Here is a 19,356-nt window from a genome sequence, read left to right as displayed (position 1 = left end):
GCCGCTTCCATCTGCTTGGAGCTGACCATGGAATTTTTCAATTTTCTGATGTTTGACGTGCTGTCGGAGCCGGCCGTGCTGGTTGGCCTCATCGCCCTCATCGGCCTGATCGCCCAGAAGAAACCGGTGACCGAGTGCATCAAGGGCACGGTCAAGACCATCATGGGCTTCGTCATCCTGGGAGCCGGCGCCACCCTGGTGGTGAACTCGCTGGGCGACTTCGCCACCATCTTCCAGCACGCCTTCGGCATCAAGGGGGTCGTCCCCAACAACGAGGCCATCGTCTCCATCGCCCAGCAGTCATTCGGCAAGGAGATGGCGATGATCATGTTCTTCGCCATGCTGGTGAACATCCTGATCGCCCGGCTCACCCCGTGGAAGTTCATCTTCCTGACCGGTCACCACACCCTGTTCATGTCGATGATGGTGGCGGCCATCCTCTCCGCCGGCGGCATGAGCGGCATCCCGCTCATCGCGGTGGGCAGCCTGGTGGTCGGCGTGACCATGGTGCTGTTCCCGGCCCTCGCCCACCCCTACATGAAGCAGATCACCGGCTCCGATGACGTGGCGCTCGGCCACTTCTCCACCTGCTCCTACGTGCTGGCCGGCTGGATCGGCGCCAAGTTCGGCAACAAGGCCCACAGCAGCGAAGAGGTGCAGGTGCCCAAGAGCCTGCTGTTCCTGCGCGATACCCCGGTGGCCATCTCCTTCACCATGGGCATCATCTTCCTCATCACCTCCGCCTTCGCCGGCCCCGAGTTCGTAGCCAGCGTCGCCAAGGGCAAGCACTGGTTCATGTTCTCCCTGATGCAGTCCATCACCTTCGCCGCCGGTGTCTACGTGATCCTGCAGGGGGTGCGGATGGTCATCGCCGAAATCGTGCCGGCCTTCAAGGGGATCTCCGACAAGCTGGTGCCCAACGCCAAGCCGGCGCTCGACTGCCCCATCGTCTTCCCCTATGCCCCCAATGCGGTGCTGATCGGCTTCCTGTCGAGCTTCGCCGCCGGTCTGGTGGGCATGGTGCTGCTCTACCTGCTGGGGCTCACCGTCATCATTCCAGGCGTCGTGCCGCACTTCTTCGTCGGTGCAGCGGCCGGGGTGTTCGGCAATGCCACCGGCGGCCGTCGCGGCGCTCTACTCGGTGCCTTCGCCAACGGCCTGCTGATCACCTTCCTGCCGGTGTTCCTGCTGCCGGTACTGGGGGATCTCGGCTTTGCCAACACCACCTTCAGCGATGCCGACTTCGGTGTGGTGGGGATCCTGCTCGGCCTCATCGTACGCTGATCACTCTTGCCCATCGGGGGCATGGCCAGCGGTGCCATGCCCCCGCTCATCTTCCCGCACTGCCAGCCGGGCCCCACCAGCCCGAACAACGTCGAAAATATGTGCAAACACAGTGCGTTGGATCGGATTTTCACCCCATAGCGGCAGCATCTGACAGGGGAGTGCGATATGCTGATGCGCTGACGTTCAACCCGACCTCGCTCGAGGCCCTTTCCATGAAATACCTGGTAGTACAAACCAAACAGATAGGAGATGTGCTGATCTCCACCGCACTGTGCAACAACCTCAAGCAGCACGACCCTGCCGGGGAAGTTCACTATCTGGTCATGGATTACTGCGCGGGCATGGCAGAGGGAAACCCCAACATCGATCGATTGATCGTCATCGAGAAGGCGCGCCGCAACGAGTGGCGCTACATGAAGGATTTGCTGCTGGGCATTCGCCGCGAGCGCTACGATGTGGTGATCAACAGCCAGGGCCAGATGATAGGTCTGCTCACCTGCCTCATCTCCGGCGCCCGCCTGCGGATCGGCTTCGACTCCTTCCCATGGCGCCTGGGCCACAACCGCATCGTGCGCTTTCGCCATGACACCGAGCATCAGGGCAACAGCACCCTGGTGGACGACCGGTTTTCACTGCTCAAGCCCCTCGGCCTCGCCAGGGAGGATCGCAACTACTACCTCTGGCTGAGTGAAGAAGAGAAACAACAAGGAAGGGATGCCCTGCTGGCCGCTGGCGTCGACCCGACCCGGCCACTCATCGCCATGGGAGTGAACTCCCTCGGGCATTACAAGCGCTGGCCCATCGACTGCTTCGCCAAGGTCGCCCAGTGGCTCATCGAGGAGCACAATGCCCAGATCCTGGTCTATTGCGGACCGGGGGAAGAGGAGTACAACCGGGGGCTGAAGCCGCTGCTGCCAGAAGCGCTGCAGGCCAGCGTGTTTGACCATGTTCAGACCCGCTCGGTACGGGAACTGGTGGGGCTCTTCGCCCATTGCCAGCTCTTCGTCGGCAATGACACAGGACCGCGGCACATGGCGCAGGCGCTGGATATCCCCCTGCTCACCATCGTCTCTCCCCTCGGACACTCCGCCATTGCCAATCCCGTCTCTCATCCCCGTTATCGCTTCGTCGACACGGGTCGTCAGGATCCGCAGCAGGAAGTGCGCGAGGTACAGATGCAGCTGGATCAGCTCTGGAGTCAAGTCACTCCCGTCACCGGCAATCAAGCAGATGGAGACACGGCTCCCCTGCCCACTGTCTAGCACGGCGATGCCATGTCGCCGTCATTTGCGCAGGCGGAAGAACTCCTTCTGCCATTCATAGAGATACCCTGACCAGCCTTTGGCCTTGGCACGCAGGAACACAAGACCGGATGAGCGTTTCCAGCTGTGCTGGAACCAGTGGGTCATGTAGCGCTCTGCCGCCGGCTCGAAATGAATCGCCTCCCCCTGGTAGTTGTAGAAATAGTGCACGGGGGCGATCAGGGCGGTATCCCCTGATGATGCCAGCTTCTCCGAGACCAGGTGTGTCATGATCTCCGGCCCCATGTACATGGGAGAGGACATGATCTCCTGTTCATAAAAGCGCACCAGTTCGGACAGCATGGCCGAATCCTGTCTGGCGTAGATGACCGCTGTCCCGATCAGCCGATCGGATTCGTAGCCAACGCCAAAGGCCACGGACTCGAAGAGCGGGAAGGGATCCTGGTTGATGGTGACATCGGTATCCAGATACAGACCCCCTTCCTGAGCGAGGATCTTGAGCCTCAGGTAATCGGTCACGAAGGCCAGCAGGCCTCGCCGGTAGCACTCCCGGGCAAAGGTGCACTCCTGTATCCAGCGTTTTACCTGCGGATCCGTGTCCAGCCACAGCTTGTAGCTGTAACCCTGCTTGCGCCAGTCATCGATGCACACGTGCGCCAAAGGAGGCAAGCGGCTGCCGAGCCAGATGGCGTGAATGGTTCTGCTGGTCGTACTCATGCCTTGCCCCCCGCCTGTTTCATGTTCCACAGGGCCATCCTGACGAAGCGGTAGAAGCGATAGAGTTCACGGGTCAACTTGAATCCCAGCGGAACTTTCTTCAGCACGACCTGATTCTGGATGTCGCTGCCCATGTCCCGCGGACTGTAGATGGCATAGGGAATAAGGCCGGTACAGATGAGCCCGGTGCGATAGGACTCACCGATGAAGTTGTCGACCGAACAGAGCCACCGCTGGCTATGGGCCAGCAACCGGCGGGCCCCCTGGGGAGAGATGCTGTACCCCGTGGTCCAGCACGAGTTGTTGTGCCAGAACATGAGCTGCATGTTGTCCACTGTAGTCAGGGCCGTGGCGGTGCCGATCTGGGGTTCCACTTTCACATACTCGTACTGTTCGTGGATCTTCGGCAGGGTACCCACCACCTCTTCAAAATACTGAGTGGGCAGGAAATCGTCTTCCAGGATGAGGATGGGCTCGTCGAGCTCGACACACTTTTCCCAGAGCAGGTAGTGGCTGGCATAGCACCCCTTTTCCCCGGGCGTCAGCGGTCTGCTGCGAAACCGGATCCTGTGCTGATCATCCGGCAGGGCTTGCAGCCGCTCGGGCAGCCCCTCAAAACCGTTCACTGCGCTGAAAAATTCGAAGGGGATGCCTCTGGCAGAGAGCACAGACTCGACACGACTGCGCCGCTCGACGGCCCTGTCCAGACTAATGACGTAAATTTTCATGACCTTCCTTTCCAAGCCTGTTCAGTTCCCAATGCAATGCGGCCGAGTAGATGGCGCCCATGAAGACGCTGAATACCCACTGCCCGGAACGCATGTAGAAGAATGATTCGAAGTTGTTGATGATGAGCCAATAGAGGATGAAGGAGATGGCCAGCATCTTGATGAAACGGGACGAAACCGGACAGCACAGCACCTGGCGGAGCACCGAGAAGAGCGTGCCATACAGCACAAGGAAGCCGGCAATGCCCCAGCACACCAGGGTTTCCATGTTGGAGTTGTGCAGGTGACGAAACTCCCGGGTAATGTAGTCAGGCAGCGTCTTGGAGAGGGTGATCACCAACGACTGGCTGCCATAGCCTGTCCCGAAGAAGGGGTGAGCGAGGAACCACTGGATGGCCTCCAGCCAGGTCTTCAATCTCACCCCGATGCTGAAGTCCCGTACCTCGTTCCAGTTACCCGTCAGGATGGCATGCACATCCCCCTGATGCACGAAGCCGGCCAGCAGCCGCTCCCGGATGAACGAAACCTGATAAAGCGCCAGCATGGTCATCAGCAAGATGGCGTAGGTCAACACCACCTTGCGCCTTGGCCAATGCTCTCCTCCCCCAAGCAAGGGGAGGATGGCCAGCGAAGCCGAGATCGCCAGCCAGGACTGACGGGACTGCAGAATGACGGAGAAGACCCCGAACAACAGGATGCCAAGCAGGATCCCGGCATTGCCCAGCGACAGCTTCCTGAATTTCGATGTAAGCAACAAGAGCACAAAAAACAGGAAGCAGGCACCCGCGATCAGGGAGCCGTGCTGGGCATTGCGGTAATTGAAATCTACCCTGGCCCCATCAAGACCTGTCTCGACGATGGAGAAGAAGGAGGAGTGATAGGCAAAGGTGAAAATGACACCGAGGCAGAAGGTCAGCAGGGTGATGACGATGCGGCGCGGGTCCCCCTTCAGCCAGTAGGCGAGACCAAGGAAGAAGAAGAGGTATGCCATCGACTTCACAGAAGGGTATTTGAGGGCATAGTCGGGCACGAACTGTCTGGATGCGACCCAGCTCAGGCTCTGTACCACCAAGGCCAGACAGAGCAGTTGAAAGATCCTGTTCCTTGTAAAGAAGGCCCTTTCCACATAGAAGGCCATCAGGGTGGCCAACACTATGATGGTCTGGCAGACGTCGGCGATCAGCTGAATCGAATCCTTGAACAGGGTGTAACCCAGAATATTCAGGAAGATGAAGTTGCCGAACGCCTGGCCGTGAAAGATGCGGAGAAAATCGTCACTCGTCGATGAGTCATGATCTGTCATACGGAGCAAGGTGTATTCCCTGTCAGGTTTTTCGGAAGACATAGTTGCCACGGATCTTGCGCCACAGGCCGAACATGTCGGTGCGGGGGAAGATGGCGATCCGGCGGATCTGGAACGGATCCCGATGCATGGCTCTGGGGCCGCTGTTGGTGGCCACAGCATAGCGATAACCGGCGGCAACGGCCTGGGCTTTTGCACTGTCGTTCAGATCCCCGTAAGGATAGGCAAACGAGATCAGGGGATGGCCGAGCAACTGCTCCAGCCAGGCCTTGTTGGCCTGGATCTGGTGGGCCTGCTCCTCTGGGGGGAGCGTGCTCAGGCGGGGGTGAGTCAGGGTATGACCCCCGATCTCCACATGACCGGAGGCCACCAGCGCCTTGATTTCGTCCGGGGTCATCAGGGTCACCGGGGTATCGGGGTGCGTCGGATGTTCCACATCCCAGCGATTGTGATCCTCACCGGTCACCACATAGACCACCGCCTTGTAACCATACTTTTCCAGCAGCGGCAGCATGCGGGTGAGGTTGTCCCGATAGCCGTCGTCCACGGTGATCATCAGGTACTTCTTGCCGTATTGCAGCCGGTGGATGAACCCGTTCTCCGCCAGGTCGGCAAATGTCAGCGTCTCGTAGCCCAGCCACTTCATCAGCTTGAGGTGCTTCTCGAACATGGCGACCGGGAGCCAGGTGCCATGCACTCCCTTTTCGCTCTCGTGCTCGATGAAGCGGTGATACATGATGACCGGCATCTCCCGGCGCAGGGTCTCGACCACGGCATCCTGATAGACGGATTCCAGCCCGGTCACGACGCCTTGCAAATCATACTCTTGCAGGATCCGTTGACGCACTGGGTCTGGCACCACCTTGGAGGCCAGCGCCGAAGGGATCTGCGCCTTCAGCCCGGCAAAGTCGATGGCCAGATCCCTGGGGCCGATGTCGCCGAAGTTGCTGGCGAGGGCCTCGTCCAGATTCTGCTCCGTCACCAGACCGATGGCCCTGGCTTCGCCGATGGCAAACGCCGGACGACCGCACAGCAGCGCCTCCATCGCCACCCGACCGGCACCGATCACCAGATCGCAGCCCGCCATCAGGGCGGGCACATCGTCCACATAACCGACGAAGTCGACCTTGTCCTGAAAACGGGCAAAACGCGCCGGCACCTGGGTGCCGCTGACGACGCGCACCCGGCAGGCTTCCAGATCCAGCACCTCGTCCAGCAACCGGTAGCAGAGCTCCCCCTTGGGGCCGCTCAGCCGACCAATGATGGCGATCACCGGTTTGTCGTTGTCCGGTATCGGCACGGGCTGGAACTTGTCGGTCTCGATGCCGTTGCGCAGCACCTGCACCATGGCCGGGTCCACCCCCAGGTTGTCGATGATCTGGCTGGCGATATCCTCGCACACCGCCACCGCCCGGTAGCCCAGCGCATGGAATGCCTTGCGGGAGGCGTGTACCGGCTGGCGCCCGTGCACCGTGGTGATCATGGGGGTGCCGGTCAGCTTGCAGGCGACGTAGCAGCTCCAGCCCGAGGCGCGCGAATGGGCGTGCACAAGCTGGATCCTGTGCTTGCGGATCAGATAGATGAGATAGAAGACGTGCCAGAAGCGGCGCAGGATACTGCGCTTGTTGAAGCGCAACCGAAAGACCGGCCCCAGAGTCGGCTTGGTCAGGGTGTCAGAGACGTAGAAAACCTGGTGGCCACGGCGGGTCAGCTCGTTGCCGACCGTGGTGGCATAGACCTCCGCGCCCGTCACTTCGAGCTGGGAGAGAGCCATCAATATGTTCATGCAAGCGCATCCGATCGACGGGTGGCCAGAGCCACCCGCCAGAGGGGGATCAAGCCCGGTTCAACCAGGCCATGTAATCGGCCACGCCTTCGGCCACAGTCTTGAACTCGCCGTCATAGCCGACGCCGCGCAACTTGGTGAGATCCGCCTGGGTGAAGCTCTGGTAGCGACCCTTGAGGTGATCCGGGAAGGGAATGTATTCGATGGCGCCTTTCTGGTGATGCCTGATCACGGCTTCCGCCACGTTCTGGAACGGCTCAGCCCGGCCGGTGCCGCAGTTGAAGATGCCGGAGTGCTGCGGATTCTGCCAGAACCAGAGGTTCACCTTGCAGACGTCGTCCACGTAGATGAAGTCGCGCATCTGGCCGCCATCCGGGAAACCGTCACAGCCCTCGAACAGCTTGGGATTGTCACCCTGCTTCACCTGGGTATTGAGGTGGAAGGCCACGGACGCCATGGAGCCCTTGTGCTGCTCGCGGGGACCATAGACGTTGAAGTACTTGAGACCCACCACCTGGGAGTTGATCTCCGGCATCCAGCGACGCACGTACTGATCGAACAGCTGTTTGGAGTAGCCGTAGACGTTGAGAGGCTGCTCGAACCTGGGATCTTCGATGAAGTTGTCGTTGCGCCCGCCATAGGTCGCGGCGGAAGAAGCGTAGATGAAGGGGATTTCCCGCTCGATGCAGTAGTGGAACAGATCCTTGGAGTACTCGTAGTTGACCTCCATGATGAACTTGCCGTTCCACTCGGTGGTCGCGGAGCAGGCGCCTTCGTGGAAGATCACCTCGATGCCGTCATCCCACTCCTCGAATTCGTCACCGGAGACGATCCGCGCCTGGAACTCGTCCTTGTCCATGTAATCGGCGATGGTGAGGTCGACCAGGTTGACGAACTTGGTGCCGTCGGTCAGGTCATCGATGACCACGATATCGGTCCGTCCTTGAGCGTTCAGCTGCTTGACCAGATTGCTGCCGATAAAGCCAGCACCGCCAGTTACTACGATCATGGAGTTTGCCTCGCGTACGTTGTGGCCCCGTGTGACTGCCTGTTAAAGCTGTGTATAGTGGGCCAATTTGAAATTGCCGAAAAGTTTATCACGGGCCGCAAGGGGATTCGACCTCGATGACTTTTCCCCTTCGGGCCCGGCAGAGGGACCAGCGATGAAGACCAGAGACAGGATCATCCACAGCGCCACCGAGCTGTTCAACGATCAGGGCGAGCGCAACATCACCACCAACCACATTGCCGCACACCTTGGCATCAGCCCGGGCAACCTTTACTACCACTTCAGAAACAAAGAAGACATCATCCACTCCATCTTCGATCAGTACGCCCGCCACCTGAGCGACAGCTTCACCCCGATCCGCAGCAGCGCGATCCGGCTGGAGGATCTGATGGGCTACCTGGATGCCATCTTCTATTTGATGTGGCAGTTCCGCTTCTTCTACGCGAACCTGCCGGACATCCTGAGTCGCGACGAGCTGCTGCAGCAGAAATACCTCAAGGCACAGGAGCAGCTCCGTGCCACCGTGGAGACGCTGCTCAGAAGCCTGCGCGAAGGCGGCATCATCGCCGTCAGCGATGAAGACCTGCCGGATCTCGGCCAGACCATCAAGATGGTCGTCACCTGCTGGATCCCGTTCCAGATCGCCCAGGCCCCGGCCACCCGCATCACCAAACCCCTGCTCTACCAGGGGGTCTTGCGGGTGCTGTTTTTGCTGCGACCCTACGTGCAGCCACAAGTGGCCCCCCAGATACATCAACTGGAGCAACATTATCACCAACTGGCCCAACCAGCCGGGTGAGATCTGTTTCACAATTGTTGATTATCAGCATAAAAATTTGAATTTATACGCAGGGATTACAGTAAAATGTTGCCCATTCTAGGGTCTGTCGGCGTTTCGTCGCGACCGTGACGACGCCGAACGCCCGGGATCCTGAGAACACAGTCGATACAGCAATGAGGACCGAGGATGTCTAACGGATTCTATCGTCACCTGACCGAACAGCTCGAACAGGTCAAGGCGGAAGGGCTATACAAGCAGGAGCGCATCATCACCTCGGCCCAGCAGGCCCAGATTGCGGTGGGCGGCGAGCAGGTACTGAACTTCTGTGCCAACAACTACCTGGGGCTGGCCAACCACCCCGACCTGATTGCCGCCGCCCATCAGGGGCTCGAGAGCCACGGCTTCGGCATGGCCTCCGTGCGCTTCATCTGCGGTACCCAGGACCAGCACAAGGAGCTGGAGCAGAAGCTGTCCGCCTTCCTCGGCACCGAAGACAGCATCCTCTACTCCTCCTGCTTCGACGCCAACGGCGGTCTGTTCGAGACCCTTTTCGGTGCCGAAGACGCCATCATCTCCGACGCCCTCAACCATGCCTCCATCATCGATGGGGTGCGGTTGTGCAAGGCCAGACGCTATCGCTACGCCAACAACGACATGGCCGAACTGGAAGCCCAGCTCAAGCAGGCCGATGCCGACGGCGCCCGCTTCAAGCTGATCGCCACCGACGGCGTCTTCTCCATGGATGGCGTCATCGCCGACCTCAAATCCATCTGCGATCTGGCCGACAAGTACGATGCGCTGGTGATGGTGGATGACTCCCACGCCGTCGGCTTCATCGGTGAGAACGGCCGCGGCACCCACGAATACTGCGAGGTGATGGAACGGGTCGACATCATCACCGGTACCCTGGGCAAGGCGCTGGGTGGCGCGTCCGGTGGCTACACATCCGGCAAGAAAGAGGTGATCGACTGGTTGCGTCAGCGCTCCCGTCCCTACCTCTTCTCCAACTCCCTGGCACCCTCCATCGTCTCGGCCACCATCAAGGTGATCGACATGCTGGCCGAGGGTCACGACCTGCGTGCCCGCCTCAAGGAGAACAGTGCCTACTTCCGCGAGCGCATGAGCGCCGCCGGCTTTACCCTGGCCGGTGCCGATCACGCCATCATTCCGGTCATGCTGGGGGATGCCAAACTGGCTGCCGAGATGGCGAGCCGCATGCTGGACGCCGGTATCTACGTGGTGGGCTTCTCCTTCCCCGTGGTACCCAAGGGTCAGGCGCGCATCCGGACCCAGATGTCCGCCGCCCATACCCGGGAGCAACTGGACAAGGCGATCGATGCCTTCATTCGCATCGGTCGCGAGCTCGGTGTGATTTGATCACATGGCTGGCTGATTAAAACGGGGGCCAAGGTTGGGCCCCATTTTATTACCCTCTGTACCCGGCATGGCGCCGTGAGGAATCTGTCATGAAAGCACTCTCCAAACTCAAATCCGAAGTCGGCATCTGGATGACCGATGTCCCGGCTCCCGAGCTCGGCCACAACGATCTGCTCATCAAGATCCGCAAGACCGCCATCTGCGGCACCGACATGCACATCTACAACTGGGACGAGTGGGCCCAGAAGACCATTCCCGTCCCCATGGTGGTGGGGCACGAGTATGTGGGAGAGGTGGTCGCCGTCGGCCAGGAAGTGCGCGGCTTCGCCATCGGCGATCGCGTCTCCGGCGAAGGCCACATCACCTGCGGCCACTGCCGCAACTGCCGTGCCGGTCGCACCCACCTGTGCCGCAACACCATTGGTGTGGGTGTGAACCGCCCGGGTTCCTTCGCCGAATACCTGGTGATCCCGGCCTTCAACGCCTTCAAGCTGCCGGACAACATCCCCGATGAGCTGGCCGCCATCTTCGATCCGTTCGGCAACGCCGTGCACACCGCCCTCTCCTTCGACCTGGTGGGTGAAGACGTGCTGATCACCGGTGCAGGCCCCATCGGCATCATGGCCGCTGCCGTCTGCCGTCACGTTGGCGCCCGTCACGTGGTGATCACCGACGTCAACGAATACCGGCTGGAACTGGCCCGCAAGATGGGCGCCACCCGTGCCGTCAACGTAGCCAAGGAGAAGCTCTCCGATGTCATGGAAGATCTCGGCATGACCGAAGGGTTCGATGTGGGGCTGGAGATGTCCGGGGTGCCCAGCGCCTTCCAGGACATGATCGACAAGATGAACCACGGCGGCAAAATCGCCATGCTCGGCATTCCTCCCTCCACCATGGCCATCGACTGGGGCAAGGTGATCTTCAAGGGACTCTTCATCAAGGGGATCTACGGCCGCGAAATGTTCGAAACCTGGTACAAGATGGCAAGCCTCATCCAGTCTGGCCTGGATCTCAGCCCCATCATCACCCACCATTTCCATATCGATGACTTCCAGCAGGGCTTCGAAGCCATGGGCTCCGGCAAGTCCGGCAAGGTGATCCTGAACTGGGATTGAGGACACGCGAGGGGCGCCTGGGCAATCAGCGCGCCCTATTTTGTTCAGCCTCACGAAACCCGGCGCATGCCGGGTTTTTTTATGTGGGATCACACCTTCCTGCTCTGCCACTTTGTTTGCAGATTGCTTAACACTTCACACACAAGCGTTTAAATGACTGTAACTATTCGGTTATAATCCCGTCGTTTTCTGGGGATAATAAGAGCCTGCTGGGAGTACATGAGCGTGTTGAAAAAACTGAGCTATTTGCTGGCTGCCGGGATGGCGGCCGCCACTCTGTCCGGCGCCGTCCTTGCCGCCGATGACATGTCGACAGAGGCCATTGCCGAGCGTATTGCCCCGGTTGGCCAGGTTTATACCGCCAAGGATCTGGAAGGCATTGCGACCGCCGCGGCCGCGCCTGCGACAGCCTCCTCCGGCCCACGTGACGGAGAGACCGTGTTCAAGGGTGCCTGCTTCGCCTGCCACGATACCGGTGCCGCCGGCGCCCCCAAGCGAGGTGACAAGGCCGCCTGGGAGCCACGCATCGCCCAGGGATTCGACACCTTGCGCAAACACGCCATCGAAGGCTTCACCGGCAAGGCTGGCATGATGCCACCGCGGGGGACCTGCGCCACCTGCAGTGACGAAGAGATCGAGAACGCCATTCACTACATGATCGACAAGCTCTAAGTAATTGAAAGGGCTCCTCTTGCAGCCCTTTCAATCCCATCACTTCCGACTACGCTTGAAGGTAAGTTTTTTCGGGAGTGTTGCATGTCAGTTCAGCCCACCACACCGCCAGACTCGCACTCCTTGCTGGCGGTCGTCTCCTCCATCATGGATTTCCCCGCCCCCGGCATTGCCTCCCCCGAGGATTACGCCAGACTGGTCGGTCTGCTGGACACACTCTGCCCTCTGCAACATTTCGCCATGCTGGGGCTGGCCGACGGGGGGCTGAACTGGCGCTACACCTATCAGCTTCCCGACGTGTTCAAACAACAATTGGGACGGGAAGAACCTCGCCTCACCGAACAGCTCACCCGGCTCGATGAAGGGCAGGGCTGGTGCGTGCAGCCTGTGGAGCATATCGACGTGCAGTGGTTGCTGGCACGCAGCACCCCGGAGCAGGCGCCCACCCTGAGGCTGCTGCTGGAGTGCCTGGCCAAACGTCTGCACGAAACCCAGACCGGTACCCAGCTGGCGGGGCTGGCTTCCCCTCTCATGCAGCGGGATCCCCAGTGGCAGGAGAAAATCGAGAAGATCGGCCGAGTGATGCGCCTGGCTCACAACCTGCCTCAGCAGGCCCTGTTTGCCCAGTTGGAAGCTGTGTTGCGCCAGATGCTCTCGGTCAGCGACATGTTGCTGATCCGGCTGGAAAACCAGCGACTGGAGCGACTCTATCCACCACACCTGACATACGACGATGACATCATTCGGGCCATGTGCCACAGCACCAACAGCGTAGAGCGCCATGAAGAGGGGCTTTACTGGTACAGCCTGCCCCTGCGCCAGCAGCAGCAATACTTTGCCCACCTCATCCTCAACATGACCCGGCCTCTGGAAACCGATGACAGGCTGTTCCTCGATTTCCTGCGCCATCAGTTGACCCTGCTGCTGGAGCTCAAAAGGGTGCGACAGCAACTCGATGAGCTCAACTCGGAGGAGTCCATCAACCAGCGCCTCCAACAGCTGCGCCAAACCAACCTGAGGTTGCAGAAACGGCTCAAGCATCATCAGGAGCTGGAGCGGCGGCTCCAGTTCAATGCCCTGCACGACCCGCTGACCCAGTTGCCAAACCGGGCGCTGCTGATGAATCACCTGCATCATGCCATGACCCGCTACCGCCGTTACCAGACAGCCGGCTTCACCCTGATCTTCGTCGATGTGGATCACTTCAAGCAGGTCAATGACGCCCTGGGCCACAGTGCCGGCGATCAGTTGCTGCAGGAGCTGGGCAGCAGGCTGCAAGGCTGCATCCGGCAAAATGACATGGTGGCGAGGCTCGGAGGGGACGAATTCGTCATCTATCTGGACAACAGCCAGCGGGAAGAGGACATCAGCCCCGTGCTCAATCGCCTGATTGGCCGTATCGGCCATCCGTTCCGGCTCCAGGGCAACGAACTGACCATCACCGTCAGTCTGGGGGTCGCCAGTGTGACGGAGCAAACGGCCGATGTCAGTGAACTGCTGCACCAGGCAGACCTCGCCATGTACCAGGCCAAGCGCAACGGCCGCAGCCGCATCGTCATGTATTCGGAGGCCTGTACCGAACAGGCGGGGTCACCGGAAGAGCGGCTCTTCAGAGCCTTGCGGGAAGGGCGGATTGTGCCCTACTTCCAGCCAGTGATCAGGCTGTGTGACAGCCGCCTGGTCGGACTGGAGGTCATGGCGCGCTGGATAACGGAGGAAGGGGAGCTCAAGGATGCATTCGACTTCATTCCTCTGGCGGAACAGTGCGGCCTCATTCAGGATCTGGACCGCCAGATCCTCAAGCGCACCTGCCAGCAACTGAAGCTTTGGCAACCCGCCTCCGGGGTCGGTCGTTTCAGGATAGCCATCAACCTCTCCGGCAAGCACCTGGCCAGCCACGAGCAGATCATGCAACTGCTCACCATCATGGAGGAGGAGGGTGTCATCCCCGCATGTTTCATCTTTGAGTTCAACGAACGCGAGCTCTCCCGGCAGAGTGCCGACTCCCTCACTGCCCTGCATGAACTGAGGGCGAAAGGGATCCAGGTCAGCCTGGATGACTTCGGCACCGGCTTCTCTTCCCTCAACGCCCTGTTTCACTTCCCGGTGGATTACATCAAGGTGGACGATAGCTTCACCCATCGCATGTTGAACTCACCCAAGGATCTGGCGCTTATCCGCGCCATGCGGGACATCTGCCAGGACCTCGACTTCACCCTGGTGGTCGAGGGGATCGAAAATCAGCAGCAGTTGCAAAAGCTCATCGAGCTTGGCTGCGCCCTCGGGCAGGGGCGCCACATCTCGCCCCCGCTGCCGGGAGCCGATATTCCCCCTCTGCTGGGTCAGGCTTCTCGAGAGACCAAGCCTTCCGACCTCAATCCTTCTTGAACAGGGCCCGCAGGTTGGCGACACCAACCTGCCCCTTCTGCTGGCGCTCCTCGGCCGTCACCTTCTTCTGGTTTTCCCACTCCAGGTCATCCTGGGGCAGCTCCAGCAGGAAGCGGCTCGGCTCCGGCCGCACCGACTCACCAAACTGGCGGCGCTCCTTGCAGAGAGTAAAGGTCAGCTCGGTCTGGGCCCGGGTGATCCCCACATAAGCGAGGCGCCGCTCCTCCTCCACGTTGTCCTCGTCGATGCTGGTCTGGTGGGGCAGCAGCCCCTCCTCCATGCCCACCATGTAGACATAGGGAAATTCCAGCCCCTTGGAGGCGTGCAGGGTCATCAGCTGCACCTGATCCGCCTCATCCTCCCCTTCGTTGCGCTCCATCATGTCCCGCAGGGTGAGCCGGGTAACCACCTGTGCAAGCGTCATCGACTCTTCCAACTCGTCCCCCTCCAGCATCTCGCTGATCCAGCGATAAAGGGTGGAGACGTTTTGCATCCGCATCTCCGCCGCCTTCGGACTGGGGGAGGTCTCATAGAGCCACTCCTCGTAGTGGATCTCCTTGATCATGTCCCGTACCGCCTCCACCGGATTGCCGCGCAGCGCCTGATCGCCAAGCCTCACCAGCCAGTTGGTGAAGGCCTGCAGGGCGGATAGACCGCGTCCGGAGAGGTGTTGCTCCAGCCCCAGCTCGAAACTGGCGGCAAACAGGCTCTTGCCACGCTGGTTGGCGTACTGGCCCAGTTTTTCGAGGGTAGTGGGGCCTATCTCGCGGCGCGGCAGGTTGACCACCCGCAGGAAGGCAGTGTCCTCGTCCGGGTTCACCAGCAGCTTGAGGTAGGCCATGATGTCCTTGATCTCGGTGCGGGAGAAAAACGAGGTACCGCCCGAGATACGGTAGGGAATGCGGTTGGTCATCAGCGCCTTCTCGAAGATGCGCGACTGATGGTTGCCCCGATAGAGGATCGCGTAATCCTTGAACCGGGTGCGGTTCATGAACTTGTGGCCCATCAGCTCGGCGGCGATACGCTCCGCCTCGTGCTCCTCGTTCTTGGCAAACAGCACCTTGAGCTTCACCCCCTCGTCCAGCTCGGAGAAAAGCGCCTTGTCATAGACGTGGGGGTTGTTGGCGATCAGGATGTTGGCGCACTTGAGAATGCGCCGCTTGGAGCGGTAGTTCTGCTCCAGCTTGATGAGTCGCAGATTAGGGAAATCTTCGTTCAGCAGCACCAGGTTCTGCGGCTTGGCCCCACGCCAGGAGTAGATGGACTGGTCGTCATCCCCCACCACGGTAAAACGGGCCCGCTCGCCGACGATCTGCTTCACCAGCTCGTACTGACTGGTGTTGGTGTCCTGGTATTCGTCGACCAGCAGATAGCGGATCTTGTTCTGCCAGCGCTCGCGCACCTCCTGGTTGCTCTTGAGCAGCAGGGTCGGCATTACGATGAGGTCGTCAAAATCCAGCGCGTTGTAAGCCACCATCTGGCGGTGGTAACGCTCGTAGAGCTGGGCCATCAGCACTTCTTCAGGCCCGCGGGCGATACGCATGGCCCGAGCCGGCAGGATGAGGTCGTTCTTCCAGTTGGAGATCTGGCTGATGAGGGCCGAGAGCTTGTCCTTGTCGTTGTCGAGCTCCGCCTCGGTCAGCTCCTTGAGCAGCGCCAGCTGATCGGTGTCGTCGAACAGGGAGAAGTTGGCCTTGAGGTTCAGGCTCTTGTGCTCGCGGCGAATGATCTCGAGCCCCAGGGTATGGAAAGTGGAGACCATCAGCCCCCGCGCCTCCTTGCGACCCAGGGTCTGGCCGACCCGCTCCTTCATCTCCCGCGCCGCCTTGTTGGTAAAGGTGACCGCCGCTATGTTGCGTGCGTTGTAGCCGCACTGCTGTACCAGATAGGCAATCTTGTTGGTGATGACGCGGGTCTTGCCCGATCCGGCACCCGCCAGCACCAGGCAAGGGCCGGAGACATACTTGACCGCTTCGTTCTGATTGGGGTTGAGCTTCATGGGCCGGATCTCTTGGCTTATGATGAGGGGCGGCATTGTAGCAGAGATCCCGCGGGCAGCCGAAACCGGGCACGGGATCCCGCCACTTCATCTTGTGTTTGCCCGCCATTTTCCGGATCATGACCGACTTTTCCAGACGAGATGAGGGGAGCATGAATCAGCAACAGCACGCCCGGCTGCGCGGCCAGTTTCCGGCGTTGGCGCAAGAGGTCAACGGCCACCCTCTGGTCTATCTGGACAACGCCGCCACCACCCAGAAACCGCAAGCCGTGCTGGATGCGATCAATCACTACTATCGGGCCGACAATGCCAACGTGCACCGCGCCGCCCATGCCCTGAGCGGCCGGGCCACACGCGCCTTCGAAGATGCCCGCGAGACGGTTGCCCGCTTTATCAATGCCCCTCGCAGCCACGAAGTGATATGGACCCGTGGCACCACGGAGGCGATCAATCTGGTGGCCCAGAGCTGGGGGATGAGCGAGCTGAGGGCGGGGGATGAAATCGTGCTCAGCACCCTGGAGCATCACGCCAATATCGTCCCCTGGCAGCTGGTCGCCCAGCGTACCGGTGCCGTCGTCCGGGTCATCCCCCTCGATGAGCGGGGCGATCTCGACATCGCTGCCTATCTGGCCCTGCTGGGACCACGTACCCGACTGGTGAGCGTGGCTCACGTCTCCAATGCCCTTGGCACCGTCAATCCAGTCAAAGAGATGGTGGCAGCGGCCAAGGCAGTCGGTGCCCTGACCCTCATCGACGGTGCCCAGGCAGTGGCTCACTTAGAGGTAGATGTGCAGGCCATCGGCTGCGACTTCTACGCCTTCTCCGGCCACAAGCTCTATGGCCCGACCGGCATCGGCGTGCTGTGGGGCCGCACTGAGCTATTGGAGCGGATGCCCCCCTGGCAGGCCGGCGGCGAGATGATAGACAAGGTCAGCTTCAGCGGCACTACCTTCAACACCCTGCCCTTCAAGTTTGAAGCTGGTACTCCTCATATTGCCGGCGCCATCGGCCTGGCCGCAGCCATCGGCTTTGTGATGGAGCAGGACAGGGACTCACTGGCCAGCCATGAAGCAGCGCTGACCGACTATCTGATTGCCGGACTGCAACAGGTGCCAGGGCTGCGTCTGGTCGGCGAACCCGGTCAGCGCACCGGCGCCGTCTCCTTCCTGCTGGAGGATATCCACCCGCAGGACGCCGCCACCCTGCTCGACATGCAGGGCATAGCCCTGCGGGTCGGCCATCACTGCGCCATGCCGCTGATGGAATCGCTCGGTATCGGCGGCACGATGCGTGCCTCGCTGGCCTGCTACAACAATCGGGACGATGTGGACGCCCTGCTGGCCGCCCTGCACAAACTCAGTGACTTCTTCTAAGGCAGACAATCCAATGAACAGCCTCGCAACCTATACCCGGATCGGCCTTGAGCCCGATGCCGATACCATCCGCCAGCAGTTTGCGGCGGCGAACGGCTGGGAGAACCAGTACCGCCTCATCATACAGCTCGGCAAGCTGCTACCCACCTTGCCAGCAGAGTGGCAGCAGGAAGAGAACCGCCTGAAAGGGTGCGAGAGCCAGGCCTGGCTCAAGGGAGAAAAAAGTAAGGACGGCAATTGGCACTTTGCCTGCGACTCCGATGCTCGTATCGTGCGCGGCCTTATCGTCATCGTACTGGCGGCGTTCAATCATCAGACTGCCGATGCTATCCAGGCTTTTGATATAGATGCCTATTTCAGCGAATTGGGGCTCGAAAAACACCTGAGCCCGTCGCGGGGCAACGGGCTCAGGGCAATCGTGTTGGCGATCCGGGAGCAGGCTGTCTAACCCGCAGTGCAATGGTCGATCAGGCTGCGCCAATCGACCCTGTGTCTTCATTTCCGGCCTCTTTCTCGGCGCGGGCCCCGCGCTCGGCAATCTTCTTCAATACTCGGGAGGCGGCGACCAAGCCAAAGGTGGCCGTCACCGGCGTCACGGCACCGAAGCCGGAGGCGCAATCCATCTTCATATTGCCGTCGCTGGCCCCCTTGGCCTGGCAGGTGCCGCCATTGCCATCTGGATAACTCAACTGCTCGGTTGAGAAGACACACTCCACCCCGAATTTGCGCGCCGGATTCTTGCTGAAGTTGTGCAGTCGGCGCAGGTCGGAGCGCACCTTGGCGGCCAACGGATCCTGAATGGTCTTGGCCAGGTCAGCCACGGTGATCTGGGTCGGGTCCATCTGCCCGCCGGCACCGCCCGCCACGATCACCGGGATCTTGTTGCGCTTGCAGAAGGCAATCAGCGCCACCTTGGCCTTGACCGAGTCGATGGCATCCACCACATAGTCAAACTCCCGCTTGATATGCTCGCCCAGGTTGTCGGCGGTGACGAAGTCATCCACCTCGATCACCTCGCAATCCGGGTTGATGGCACGGATGCGCTCGGCCATCACCTCCGTCTTGAGACGGCCGACCGTGCCCTGCATGGCGTGGATCTGGCGATTGGTGTTGGTGATGCAGATATCATCCATGTCGATCAGAGTGATCTGGTTGATGCCGGCCCGAGCCAGCGCCTCGGCCGCCCAGGAACCGACGCCACCAATCCCGACCACGCAGACTTTCGCCTGGCTGAAGGAGCCAAGGGCACGCTGGCCATACAGACGGGCTATGCCCCCGAATCGCTGTAGATACTCTGCTTTCATACCATCACCTTGCTTGAGGGCGGCCATTATAGCGGCAACCTCTCTCAGGGGCGATGATCGGATGATGACGGTGTTGATGTGAGGGAAAAGGAGTGCGGTATCGAAAACGAAAAAAAGCCCAGTCGTTAGACTGGGCTTTTTAAGTAGTGGCGGAGCGGACGGGACTCGAACCCGCGACCCCCGGCGTGACAGGCCGGTATTCTAACCGACTGAACTACCGCTCCGCATTCGGTTAGCTTTCGCTAAATCTTTTGC

Annotated in this window: 16 protein-coding genes and 1 tRNA gene; 9 read left to right on the top strand and 8 right to left on the bottom strand. The window is 60.4% G+C overall.

Annotated features, from left to right (window positions below; genetic code table 11):
• The first annotated feature begins 27 nt into the window (after positions 1 to 27).
• On the top strand, positions 28 to 1,284 hold the full coding sequence (locus ACB037_RS20535; RefSeq protein ID WP_011704190.1) for a PTS ascorbate transporter subunit IIC: 1,257 nt from the start codon (positions 28 to 30) through the stop codon (positions 1,282 to 1,284).
• 215 nt (positions 1,285 to 1,499) lie between these two features.
• Positions 1,500 to 2,549, top strand: coding sequence for a glycosyltransferase family 9 protein (locus ACB037_RS20530; protein WP_371175831.1), 1,050 nt, complete (start codon positions 1,500 to 1,502; stop codon positions 2,547 to 2,549).
• A gap of 21 nt (positions 2,550 to 2,570) precedes the next feature.
• Here ACB037_RS20530 and ACB037_RS20525 read toward each other — a convergent pair whose 3' ends face one another.
• From ACB037_RS20525 to rfaD, 5 genes are read right to left on the bottom strand one after another with little or no spacing between them, the layout of a single operon-like run.
• On the bottom strand, positions 2,571 to 3,266 hold the full coding sequence (locus tag ACB037_RS20525) for a glycosyltransferase family 32 protein (RefSeq protein WP_042879178.1): 696 nt from the start codon (positions 3,264 to 3,266) through the stop codon (positions 2,571 to 2,573).
• Positions 3,263 to 3,994: a glycosyltransferase family 25 protein gene (locus ACB037_RS20520; protein WP_042864640.1), complete on the bottom strand. Its 732-nt coding sequence runs from the start codon at positions 3,992 to 3,994 to the stop codon at positions 3,263 to 3,265. Before ACB037_RS20520 ends, ACB037_RS20525 begins: the two co-directional genes overlap by 4 nt.
• On the bottom strand, positions 3,975 to 5,297 hold the full coding sequence (locus tag ACB037_RS20515) for an O-antigen ligase family protein (protein WP_371175836.1): 1,323 nt from the start codon (positions 5,295 to 5,297) through the stop codon (positions 3,975 to 3,977). Before ACB037_RS20515 ends, ACB037_RS20520 begins: the two co-directional genes overlap by 20 nt.
• 22 nt (positions 5,298 to 5,319) lie before the next feature.
• On the bottom strand, positions 5,320 to 7,083 hold the full coding sequence (locus tag ACB037_RS20510; protein WP_371175830.1) for a polysaccharide deacetylase family protein: 1,764 nt from the start codon (positions 7,081 to 7,083) through the stop codon (positions 5,320 to 5,322).
• 49 nt (positions 7,084 to 7,132) lie between these two features.
• Positions 7,133 to 8,092, bottom strand: coding sequence for an ADP-glyceromanno-heptose 6-epimerase (gene rfaD, locus ACB037_RS20505; protein WP_039041134.1), 960 nt, complete (start codon positions 8,090 to 8,092; stop codon positions 7,133 to 7,135).
• Positions 8,093 to 8,246: 154 nt separating this feature from the next.
• On the opposite strand from rfaD, the gene ACB037_RS20500 reads away from it, so the two are divergent.
• From ACB037_RS20500 to ACB037_RS20480, 5 genes are all read left to right on the top strand, one after another.
• Complete coding sequence (locus tag ACB037_RS20500) at positions 8,247 to 8,891, top strand: TetR/AcrR family transcriptional regulator (protein WP_103244028.1); 645 nt, start codon at positions 8,247 to 8,249, stop codon at positions 8,889 to 8,891.
• Between the two features lie 168 nt (positions 8,892 to 9,059).
• On the top strand, positions 9,060 to 10,250 hold the full coding sequence (locus tag ACB037_RS20495; RefSeq protein WP_052815560.1) for a glycine C-acetyltransferase: 1,191 nt from the start codon (positions 9,060 to 9,062) through the stop codon (positions 10,248 to 10,250).
• Positions 10,251 to 10,339: 89 nt separating this feature from the next.
• The gene (gene tdh, locus ACB037_RS20490; RefSeq protein ID WP_010672427.1) at positions 10,340 to 11,365 is read left to right on the top strand and encodes an L-threonine 3-dehydrogenase; all 1,026 of its coding nucleotides are present in this window, start codon (positions 10,340 to 10,342) and stop codon (positions 11,363 to 11,365) included.
• Positions 11,366 to 11,584: 219 nt separating this feature from the next.
• Positions 11,585 to 12,037, top strand: a complete 453-nt coding sequence (locus tag ACB037_RS20485) for a cytochrome c5 family protein (protein WP_045522541.1) — start codon at positions 11,585 to 11,587, stop codon at positions 12,035 to 12,037.
• Between the two features lie 84 nt (positions 12,038 to 12,121).
• Positions 12,122 to 14,425, top strand: a complete 2,304-nt coding sequence (locus tag ACB037_RS20480) for a bifunctional diguanylate cyclase/phosphodiesterase (RefSeq protein ID WP_124812983.1) — start codon at positions 12,122 to 12,124, stop codon at positions 14,423 to 14,425.
• Here ACB037_RS20480 and rep read toward each other — a convergent pair.
• Positions 14,412 to 16,424 (bottom strand): DNA helicase Rep, encoded by a 2,013-nt coding sequence (gene rep / locus ACB037_RS20475; protein WP_043155654.1) that lies wholly within the window; start codon positions 16,422 to 16,424, stop codon positions 14,412 to 14,414. The genes ACB037_RS20480 and rep overlap by 14 nt on opposite strands.
• Before the next feature lie 152 nt (positions 16,425 to 16,576).
• Here rep and ACB037_RS20470 point away from each other — a divergent pair, with 152 nt between their 5' ends.
• On the top strand, positions 16,577 to 17,797 hold the full coding sequence (locus ACB037_RS20470) for an aminotransferase class V-fold PLP-dependent enzyme (RefSeq protein ID WP_371175829.1): 1,221 nt from the start codon (positions 16,577 to 16,579) through the stop codon (positions 17,795 to 17,797).
• A gap of 13 nt (positions 17,798 to 17,810) precedes the next feature.
• Positions 17,811 to 18,245 (top strand): SufE family protein, encoded by a 435-nt coding sequence (locus ACB037_RS20465; protein WP_043155651.1) that lies wholly within the window; start codon positions 17,811 to 17,813, stop codon positions 18,243 to 18,245.
• A gap of 19 nt (positions 18,246 to 18,264) precedes the next feature.
• Here the strand turns inward: ACB037_RS20465 and tcdA are convergent, their stop codons facing one another.
• Entirely contained in the window at positions 18,265 to 19,101 is an 837-nt protein-coding gene (gene tcdA / locus ACB037_RS20460; RefSeq protein WP_043155679.1) for a tRNA cyclic N6-threonylcarbamoyladenosine(37) synthase TcdA, read from the bottom strand.
• Between the two features lie 147 nt (positions 19,102 to 19,248).
• Positions 19,249 to 19,325 (bottom strand) — tRNA-Asp (locus ACB037_RS20455).
• Positions 19,326 to 19,356 lie beyond the last annotated feature (31 nt).

The sequence above is a fragment of the Aeromonas sp. S19(2024) genome, from assembly GCF_041402625.1.
Classification (GTDB): domain Bacteria; phylum Pseudomonadota; class Gammaproteobacteria; order Enterobacterales; family Aeromonadaceae; genus Aeromonas; species Aeromonas caviae.
This window is presented reverse-complemented; position numbering and strand designations above follow the sequence as displayed.

Bases quoted from the DNA above. Each gene is read 5' to 3' on its own strand.
- ACB037_RS20510 (WP_371175830.1), bottom strand. From the start codon at position 7,083: ATGAACATATTGATGGCTCTCTCCCAGCTCGAAGTGACGGGCGCGGAG.
- ACB037_RS20520 (WP_042864640.1), bottom strand. From the start codon at position 3,994: ATGAAAATTTACGTCATTAGTCTGGACAGGGCCGTCGAGCGGCGCAGT.
- ACB037_RS20530 (WP_371175831.1), top strand. From the start codon at position 1,500: ATGAAATACCTGGTAGTACAAACCAAACAGATAGGAGATGTGCTGATC.
- tcdA (WP_043155679.1), bottom strand. From the start codon at position 19,101: ATGAAAGCAGAGTATCTACAGCGATTCGGGGGCATAGCCCGTCTGTAT.
- rfaD (WP_039041134.1), bottom strand. From the start codon at position 8,092: ATGATCGTAGTAACTGGCGGTGCTGGCTTTATCGGCAGCAATCTGGTC.
- ACB037_RS20465 (WP_043155651.1), top strand. From the start codon at position 17,811: ATGAACAGCCTCGCAACCTATACCCGGATCGGCCTTGAGCCCGATGCC.
- ACB037_RS20485 (WP_045522541.1), top strand. From the start codon at position 11,585: ATGAGCGTGTTGAAAAAACTGAGCTATTTGCTGGCTGCCGGGATGGCG.
- rep (WP_043155654.1), bottom strand. From the start codon at position 16,424: ATGAAGCTCAACCCCAATCAGAACGAAGCGGTCAAGTATGTCTCCGGC.
- ACB037_RS20500 (WP_103244028.1), top strand. From the start codon at position 8,247: ATGAAGACCAGAGACAGGATCATCCACAGCGCCACCGAGCTGTTCAAC.
- ACB037_RS20535 (WP_011704190.1), top strand. From the start codon at position 28: ATGGAATTTTTCAATTTTCTGATGTTTGACGTGCTGTCGGAGCCGGCC.
- ACB037_RS20495 (WP_052815560.1), top strand. From the start codon at position 9,060: ATGTCTAACGGATTCTATCGTCACCTGACCGAACAGCTCGAACAGGTC.
- ACB037_RS20480 (WP_124812983.1), top strand. From the start codon at position 12,122: ATGTCAGTTCAGCCCACCACACCGCCAGACTCGCACTCCTTGCTGGCG.
- tdh (WP_010672427.1), top strand. From the start codon at position 10,340: ATGAAAGCACTCTCCAAACTCAAATCCGAAGTCGGCATCTGGATGACC.
- ACB037_RS20515 (WP_371175836.1), bottom strand. From the start codon at position 5,297: ATGACAGATCATGACTCATCGACGAGTGACGATTTTCTCCGCATCTTT.
- ACB037_RS20525 (WP_042879178.1), bottom strand. From the start codon at position 3,266: ATGAGTACGACCAGCAGAACCATTCACGCCATCTGGCTCGGCAGCCGC.
- ACB037_RS20470 (WP_371175829.1), top strand. From the start codon at position 16,577: ATGAATCAGCAACAGCACGCCCGGCTGCGCGGCCAGTTTCCGGCGTTG.